A 7,254-nucleotide genomic window follows, 5' to 3' on the forward strand; every position below is an offset into this window, starting at 1 on the left:
GGCCGCCGCCGACTCGGCCTTCGCCCCGGGCAGCTTCGCGGCCATCTTGTCGCCGGCCTTCCGGGCGCGCCAGGCCACCCCGGGCTGTCCGGCGGTGTCGACCGAGGCGAGGATGAGCCCGCCGAGGAGCGCCACGTCGGTCGCCAGACCGGTGGTCTTGCGACTGCGGGCGTCCTTGTCGGACTCCATCCAGAACGCGTGGCGGCTGACGGTCGAGGGCACGTGGGCGGCGGTGAGCGCGAGCGCCGACAGGCGGGGGGCCTTGCCCAGCGCGAACAGGACGCCCGCGCCGATCTTGACCCCGGCGAGCGCCTTGACGAGCGTCTCGGTGTCCTTGGGGACGGGCGGCACCGATGCGGAGACCGTGTCGTTCACCGCCTGCTCGCCCTTCTCCACCAGCGGGGTGGCCTTGTCGACGAGCGGCGCCGCGTCGGCGACATGGGCCTGCGGATTGCGAAGCGTCTCAACGCCGTCGATGACGAACACCGTGGCGAGCATGGGTCGTGCGAGTCGTCGGATCATCGTTCCTCCTGGATAGGTGGGAGTGCGTGGTCGAACCTAGTCCGAACCCGGTGAGGGCGCCTCCGGTCGCGATCCGGGGCTACCCGTCGACGGACCGTCACCGGGGGGGTGTGCTGCGGCGATCGCACACGGTGGCGGTTTGATAACGATTGGATGTCGGCCCACAGGGCGACGGGGGCAGGACCCCCGTCGCGGTCACCACCCGCGCTCCCGCCACTCGCCCAGATGCGGTCGCTCGGCACCGATGGTGGTGTCGTCCCCGTGTCCGGGATGGACCACGACGTCGTCATCGAGGACGTCGAAGACCCGGGCCTCGAGGTCGTCCATCAGCGAGGCGAAGTCGGCTTCCGAACCGGTCTTCCCGGGGCCGCCGGGGAAGAGGGAGTCCCCGGAGAACAGGTGGGTGCCCGCGTCGGTGCGCAGGACGAGTGCGATGCCGTCCGGAGTGTGACCCCGCAGGCCGATCACCGCCAGCCGGAGGTCGCCGACCACGAGCTCGTCCCCGTGCGCGACATGTCGGTCGGTGGGGACGTCGATGCCCCCGGCGTCGCCGGGGGAGGCGATGGTGGTCAGGCCGAGGGCGGCGACCGTCTCGGCGAGACCGATCCAGTGATCGGCGTGGAGGTGCGTGGTGAGCACCTCCTTGACCCCGGGTGCGCGGTCCCTCAGATGGGAGATCAGCTGCGGCGCGTCGTTGGCGGCGTCGACGAGCAGTACATCGCCCGTCGCGGTCGACTCGATCACGTAGACGTTGTTGTCCATCTCGCCGACCGAGATCTTGGTCAGTCGGGCGGGGCCCACGGTCCAGCGCTCGCCGGTCAGTCGGCCTCCGGTACGGCCGGAGTAGCCCTCGGTGAGGGTGATGCGGTCGGGTAGTGACTCGGTGGGATTCGACATAACGGCAGGCTACCGACGTCGGGCGCGGTCGGTGGCCGGAAGCGTGTCGTACTACGTTGGTACCTTCGTCTGCGGGAACGGCAGCCATGCGGCAGGTGCGGCTTTCGCCACGGAGACGTGGCGGCCTCCCGACTCGGAAGGAGAACCCATGGTGGACCGTCTGGTCGTCCGCGGCGCACGGGAGCACAACCTCAAGGGCGTGGACATCGACGTCCCCCGCGATTCGCTGATCGTGTTCACCGGACTGTCAGGGTCCGGCAAGTCCTCGCTGGCGTTCGACACCATCTTCGCCGAGGGCCAGCGCCGCTACGTCGAGTCGCTGTCCTCCTACGCCAGGATGTTCCTCGGGCAGATGGACAAGCCGGACGTCGACTTCATCGAGGGACTGTCCCCGGCCGTGTCGATCGACCAGAAGTCGACCAACCGCAATCCCCGCTCGACCGTCGGCACCATCACCGAGGTGCACGACTATCTGCGCCTGCTCTACGCCCGCGCCGGGGTCCCGCACTGTCCCACCTGCGGGGAGGTGATCTCCCGACAGACCCCTCAGCAGATCGTCGACCAGATCCTGGAGGGCGAGGAGGGTGCACGGTTCCAGGTGCTCGCCCCCGTCGTCCGGACACGCAAGGGTGAGTTCGTCGACCTCTTCGCCCAGCTCGCCGCCGACGGGTACAGCCGCGTGCGGGTGGACGGCGAGCTGCACACGCTCGCCGAGCCGCCCGTCCTGAAAAAGCAGGAGAAGCACGACATCGAGGTGGTCGTGGACCGGCTCGCGGCGAAGCCGTCCTCACGGCAGCGGCTCACCGACTCCGTGGAGACCGCCCTGGGGCTGGCGGACGGCGTGATCGTGATCGAGTACGTCGACCTCGACGACTCCGACCCCGCCCGGCACCGCAGGTTCTCCGAGCACATGGCCTGCCCGAACGGGCACCCGATCGCGCTGGACGACATGGAGCCCCGCGCGTTCTCGTTCAACAACCCCTACGGGGCCTGCCCCGTGTGCGACGGTCTCGGTTCCCACCTGGAGGTGGATCCGGACCTGGTCGTCCCGGACCCCGAGCGGTCGCTCGCCGACGGCGCGATCGCACCATGGTCGGGTGGCCAGAGCGCCGATTACTTCCAGCAGTTGCTGACCGGCCTGGCCGGGGACATGGGCTTCGACCTCCGCACCCCGTGGCAGGACCTGCCCGCGAAGGTGCGCAAGGCCGTGATGGGGGGCGCCCCCACCAAGGTCCGGGTGCAGTACCGCAACCGGTTCGGCCGCGTCCGGACCTACGACGCGAAGTTCGAGGGCGTGATGTCGTTCCTCAAGCGTCGCCTGGACCAGACCGAATCGGAATCGCAGAAGGAGCGCTACCAGGGCTACATGCGCGAGGTGCCGTGCCCGGGATGCGACGGCACGAGGCTCAAGCCGGAGATCCTCGCCGTCACCCTCGCCGGACCCGGGGGCACGGAGCGCTCGATCGCCGACATCAGCCGCATGTCCGTGGAGGACTGCGCTGCGTTCCTGGACGGGCTCGAACTCGACCCGCGCCAGGCGATGATCGCCGGTCGTGTCCTCAAGGAGATCCAGGCACGGATGGGCTTCCTGCTCGACGTGGGGCTGGACTACCTGTCGCTCGACCGCGTCGCCGGCAGCCTGTCCGGTGGCGAGGCCCAGCGAATCCGCCTGGCCACGCAGATCGGATCGGGTCTCGCGGGCGTCCTCTACGTCTTGGACGAACCGTCCATCGGTCTGCACCAGCGGGACAACCGACGACTGATCGACACCCTCGTCCGGCTGCGCGACCTCGGAAACACGCTGCTGGTGGTGGAGCACGACGAGGACACCATTCGTTCGGCGGACTGGATCGTCGACATCGGGCCGCTCGCCGGTGAGCACGGGGGCCGGGTCGTGCACTCGGGCGACTACAAGGGGTTGCTGGCCAACTCCGAATCGCTGACCGGCGACTACCTCGCCGGGCGTCGTCAGATCGCCATCCCGGACAAGCGGCGCGCGCCGAGCCCCGACAAGCGTCTGCACGTGAAAGGCGCCCGGGAGAACAACCTCAAGAACGTCGACGTGGTCTTCCCCGGCGGCGTGCTGTGCGCGGTCACCGGCGTCTCCGGTTCGGGCAAGTCCACCCTGGTCAACGACATCCTCGCGACCTCGCTGGCCAATCAGCTCAACCGGGCCCGACAGGTGCCCGGCCGGCACTCCCGGATCGACGGCGTGGACGGGTTCGACAAGCTCGTCCAGGTGGACCAGTCGCCGATCGGTCGTACCCCGCGCTCCAACCCCGCCACCTACACCGGCGTGTTCGACAAGATCCGCACCCTCTTCGCCGCCACCACCGAGGCCAAGGTCCGCGGGTACAAGCAGGGCCGGTTCTCGTTCAATGTCAAGGGTGGGCGCTGCGAGGCCTGCCAGGGTGACGGGACGTTGAAGATCGAGATGAACTTCCTGCCGGACGTCTACGTGCCGTGCGAGGTGTGCCACGGGGCGCGGTACAACCGTGAGACCCTGGAAGTGCACTACAAGGGCAAGACCATCGCCGAGGTTCTGGACATGCCCATCGAGGAGGCGAGCGAGTTCTTCGAACCGATCACCTCGATCCATCGCTACCTCCAGACCCTCACCGAGGTGGGGCTCGGATACGTGCGGTTGGGTCAGCCCGCCCCGACCCTCTCGGGTGGTGAGGCCCAGCGCGTCAAACTGGCCGCCGAACTGCAGAAGCGGTCGAGCGGGCGGACGGTGTACATCCTCGACGAGCCGACCACCGGTCTGCACTTCGAGGACATCACCAAACTGCTGTTGGTCATCCAGGGGTTGGTGGACAAGGGCAACACGGTCATCGTGATCGAGCACAACCTCGACGTGATCAAGAGCGCCGACTGGGTCATCGACATGGGGCCCGAGGGCGGTGCCGGGGGCGGCTCGGTCGTGGCCGAAGGCACCCCGGAGCAGGTGGCGACCGTACCCGGGAGCCACACCGGCCGTTTCCTTGCCGAAGTGCTCCCCGGGGTGGCCGACGGGGAGGACGAGGACGCGAGGGAGTCCGTGGTCACCGAGCAGACGACGGGGAAGAAGGCGTCGGCGAGGAAGTCACCGACGAAGAAGGCTGTCGCCACGACGAACCAGTCCTCGAAGAAGCAGGCTGAGAAGACCGCCGAGGCGGGGTCAGCGGCGTCCGCGACGGCCAAGAAGACCGCTGCGAAGGCAGCACGTAAGGCGCGCGCCCTACGCTGACGGCTTCCCGGTCGGGGACGGATGGCCCCGGACCGGGGCCCGTCGGGTCAGCGCGGCGCGGTCAGTGGGCGGCGCGGTCGGCGCGGCGCGGTCAGTAGACCGGGCCGGTGAACTTCTCGCCGGGGCCCTCGCCGGGCTCATCGGGGTACGCGCTGGCTTCGCGGAACGCGCGCTGCAGCCCCTGTAGACCGTCCTTGACGACCCGGGCCTGCGGCCCCAGGTGTTCGGCCGACCCGGCCACCAGGCCGGCGAGGGCCGTGATGAGCTTGCGGGACTCGTCGAGATCCAGTCGCGGGCTGGCGGAGGGGTCGTCGTCGGAGAGCCCCAGTTTCTCAGCAGCGGCACTCATGAGGACGACGATCGAACGGAAGATGATCTCCTGTGCGGAGACGTCCGCCAGATCGACGACCTCGACCTCGCGGGCGTCGAGGTGCCCCTCGAGCAGGTTCTCGGCGGCGGCCTGGTCGGTGGAGGCGGGCTGGTCGGTGGTCATGCCGAACACTGTCCCACGGACCGGTCGATATCGTGTCGCCAGCCACCGGTTTGGGGGCAACGCCGACGACTGGTACAGTCAACTCCCGACTGTGGGAACCCGCTACGTAGTGGGTTCCATCGTCCAAGAGGAGCCCGATCTCCCACCATCCGACGCCGGAAGGCAGTTTGATGGTCACCACCCCGACGAGGGGCCGCGAGTGATCGCGGAAGTCTCGTCGTCGACGGGTGAGGAGTGAGAGGCCCCAGGCATCCCTGCCGTGGGGCCTTCTCGGTTTCACCGGCGTACCCGGTGTGGCCCGGGGTCCCTCGAGGGCGGATGCGCGACCGCGCCAGTGGTCGCGACAGAGCACCATCTACCGAGGAGGGCCCATCAGCGCCGAAGCACGTATCAACGAACGAATCCGTGTCCCCGAAGTCCGACTCGTCGGCCCCGGGGGCGAGCAGGTGGGGATCGTTCGCGTCGAGGATGCACTTCGTCTGGCCCTGGAGGCCGATCTGGACCTCGTCGAGGTCGCGCCCACCGCGCGCCCGCCGGTCTGCAAGATCATGGACTACGGAAAGTTCAAGTACGAGGCGGCGCAGAAAGAGCGCGAGTCGCGGAAGAACCAGCAGCAGACCGTGGTCAAGGAGCAGAAGCTCCGTCCGAAGATCGATACCCACGACTACGAGACCAAGAAGGGGAACGTCGTCCGTTTCCTGGAGAAGGGCTCGAAGGTCAAGGTCACGATCATGTTCCGCGGACGTGAGCAGTCCCGCCCCGAGCTGGGCTTCCGTCTGCTCCAGCGCCTGGCGGACGACATCACCGAGTACGGATACGTGGAGACCAGCGCCAAGCAGGACGGCCGCAACATGACCATGGTCGTCGCCCCCCACAAGGGCGCCAAGACCCGCGCCAAGGCGCAGGAGTCCAAGGTCACGGACCCCGCTTCCGAATAGGCACTCCGCCGCCCAGACCACGGACGCCCGACGTCCGCACACCCGAGGTCCCACCGGGCCTTCCGGGACGAACCATGTGAGGAAGACCGATCATGCCGAAGATGAAGACCCACAAGGGCACCGCCAAGCGCTTCCGGAAGACCGGAACCGGCAAGCTGGTCCGCCAGCAGGCCAACCGTCGCCACATCATGGAGAAGAAGCCCACCAAGCGCACCCGTCGCCTCGACGGCCGTACGGATGTCGCCCCGGCCGACGTCCCCCGCATCAAGCGGCTTCTCGGGCTCTGAGCCCTCCCACCACCGAAGAGACTTCCGGTCGCCCACGAGCGACCGGCCCAAACCAGTGAGGATTGATCAGTGGCACGCGTGAAGAGGGCAGTCAACGCCCAGAAGAAGCGTCGGACCGTACTCGAGTCCACCAAGGGCTACCGCGGACAGCGTTCGCGGCTGTACCGCAAGGCCAAGGAGCAGATGCTCCACTCGATGACCTACAGCTACCGCGATCGTCGTGCGCGCAAGGGCGACTTCCGCAAGCTGTGGATCTCCCGCATCAACGCCGCGGCCCGCGCCAACGACATGACGTACAACCGCTTCGTCCAGGGCCTCAAGCTCGCGGGCGTCGAGGTCGACCGCAAGGTCCTCGCGGACCTCGCCGTCACCGACCCGGCCGCCTTCACGGCGCTGGTCGAGGTCGCGCGCAAGGCGCTTCCGGCCGACGTCAACGCGCCGGCTGCCTGACACCCGCGAATTGACGAACACTCCGCCCGCACAGGGCACGGGACGACCCGCGGATCCGTTCACCGAACGGACCCCGCGGGTCGTTTCCGCATCCAAGCTCCACCGCGCCGCCGCCAGGCGTGAGGCCGGCCGGTTCCTCGCCGAGGGGACCAACTCGGTCGAGGCGGCGGTGGCCACCGGCGTCGCGGTCGAGATCTTCTGCACCGCCGACGCACTCGACCGGTTCGCCGGCCTGGTCGACGCGGCCCGTTCCGCCGGGATCCCGGTCTCCGTGGCGACCGACCGGGCCCTGAAGGGACTCTCGGACACGGTCACCCCCACGGGCATCGTCGCGTTGTGCCGCGCCGTGGCGCGCACGGCGACCGGGGATCCCGTCGCCGACGGGCCCGCGTCCGGGACCGAACCGCAGCCCCGGTTGGTCGCCGTCGGCCAGGCGCT

Annotated in this window: 8 protein-coding genes; 5 read left to right on the forward strand and 3 right to left on the reverse strand. The window is 68.9% G+C overall.

Annotation, left to right across the window (positions count from 1 at the left end):
• Together G6024_RS00395 and G6024_RS00400 are read right to left on the reverse strand one after the other, a co-directional pair.
• Nucleotides 1-522 (reverse strand): DoxX family protein (locus G6024_RS00395; RefSeq protein WP_159147565.1); only part of this gene is annotated, 522 nt, incomplete at its 3' end.
• A 195-nt stretch (nucleotides 523-717) separates the two neighbouring features.
• Nucleotides 718-1,419, reverse strand: coding sequence for an MBL fold metallo-hydrolase (locus G6024_RS00400; protein ID WP_069390172.1), 702 nt, complete (start codon nucleotides 1,417-1,419; stop codon nucleotides 718-720).
• A 148-nt stretch (nucleotides 1,420-1,567) separates the two neighbouring features.
• On the opposite strand from G6024_RS00400, the gene uvrA reads away from it, so the two are divergent.
• Nucleotides 1,568-4,648 (forward strand): excinuclease ABC subunit UvrA, encoded by a 3,081-nt coding sequence (gene uvrA / locus G6024_RS00405; protein WP_069390173.1) that lies wholly within the window; start codon nucleotides 1,568-1,570, stop codon nucleotides 4,646-4,648.
• Between the two features lie 91 nt (nucleotides 4,649-4,739).
• Here uvrA and G6024_RS00410 read toward each other — a convergent pair whose 3' ends face one another.
• Nucleotides 4,740-5,141, reverse strand: a complete 402-nt coding sequence (locus G6024_RS00410; protein WP_069390177.1) for a DUF1844 domain-containing protein — start codon at nucleotides 5,139-5,141, stop codon at nucleotides 4,740-4,742.
• A gap of 353 nt (nucleotides 5,142-5,494) precedes the next feature.
• On the opposite strand from G6024_RS00410, the gene infC reads away from it, so the two are divergent.
• The 4 genes from infC to G6024_RS00430 form a co-directional block, all read left to right on the forward strand.
• A complete protein-coding gene (infC, locus tag G6024_RS00415; RefSeq protein ID WP_082923789.1) occupies nucleotides 5,495-6,079 on the forward strand; it encodes a translation initiation factor IF-3 in 585 nt (194 codons plus the stop codon).
• Between the two features lie 92 nt (nucleotides 6,080-6,171).
• Complete coding sequence (gene rpmI / locus G6024_RS00420; protein ID WP_007630819.1) at nucleotides 6,172-6,366, forward strand: 50S ribosomal protein L35; 195 nt, start codon at nucleotides 6,172-6,174, stop codon at nucleotides 6,364-6,366.
• Between the two features lie 69 nt (nucleotides 6,367-6,435).
• Nucleotides 6,436-6,816, forward strand: coding sequence for a 50S ribosomal protein L20 (gene rplT, locus G6024_RS00425; RefSeq protein WP_007630820.1), 381 nt, complete (start codon nucleotides 6,436-6,438; stop codon nucleotides 6,814-6,816).
• Between the two features lie 10 nt (nucleotides 6,817-6,826).
• Nucleotides 6,827-7,254, forward strand: a 428-nt coding sequence (locus G6024_RS00430) for an RNA methyltransferase substrate-binding domain-containing protein (protein WP_277355610.1), incomplete at its 3' end; no start/stop codon positions are given.

This window comes from Dietzia maris (assembly GCF_014144855.1).
Taxonomy (GTDB): Bacteria; Actinomycetota; Actinomycetes; order Mycobacteriales; family Mycobacteriaceae; genus Dietzia; species Dietzia kunjamensis.

What these genes read in the sequence shown, in the direction of transcription:
- G6024_RS00400 (WP_069390172.1), bottom strand. Translation starts at nt 1,419, where the DNA reads ATGTCGAATCCCACCGAGTCACTACCCGACCGCATCACCCTCACCGAG.
- rpmI (WP_007630819.1), top strand. Translation starts at nt 6,172, where the DNA reads ATGCCGAAGATGAAGACCCACAAGGGCACCGCCAAGCGCTTCCGGAAG.
- uvrA (WP_069390173.1), top strand. Translation starts at nt 1,568, where the DNA reads ATGGTGGACCGTCTGGTCGTCCGCGGCGCACGGGAGCACAACCTCAAG.
- G6024_RS00410 (WP_069390177.1), bottom strand. Translation starts at nt 5,141, where the DNA reads ATGACCACCGACCAGCCCGCCTCCACCGACCAGGCCGCCGCCGAGAAC.